Genomic DNA, 219 nt, shown 5'->3' with positions numbered 1-219 from the left:
GATTGCAAACGGCGGGGGATGCGCGCGCCGGTGCTGGCCGTCGGGGACGGCGCACTGGGGTTCTGGGCCGCCCTCGGTGAGGTGTTCCCGCAGGCCAGGGCTCAAAGGTGCTGGTTTCACTGAAGCCGTCAAGAAATAAGGCGTTGCTTCGTGATCTTCGGCTCGTTGAGATGGTATGGCGATCTCCAGCGAGGTCCGCGGCCAACTCGCGCGGAAATT

The 219-nt window shown here is 63.9% G+C and carries 1 pseudogene; it reads left to right on the top strand.

The window, feature by feature from the left end:
* Positions 1-120 (top strand): annotated as a pseudogene (locus FLV34_RS40080) (transposase); the annotation flags it as partial.
* Between the last annotated feature and the right edge of the window lie 99 nt (positions 121-219).

Origin of the sequence: Microbispora sp. CSR-4 (assembly GCF_008033685.1) — a bacterium.
GTDB lineage: Bacteria > Actinomycetota > Actinomycetes > Streptosporangiales > Streptosporangiaceae > Microbispora.
This window is presented reverse-complemented; position numbering and strand designations above follow the sequence as displayed.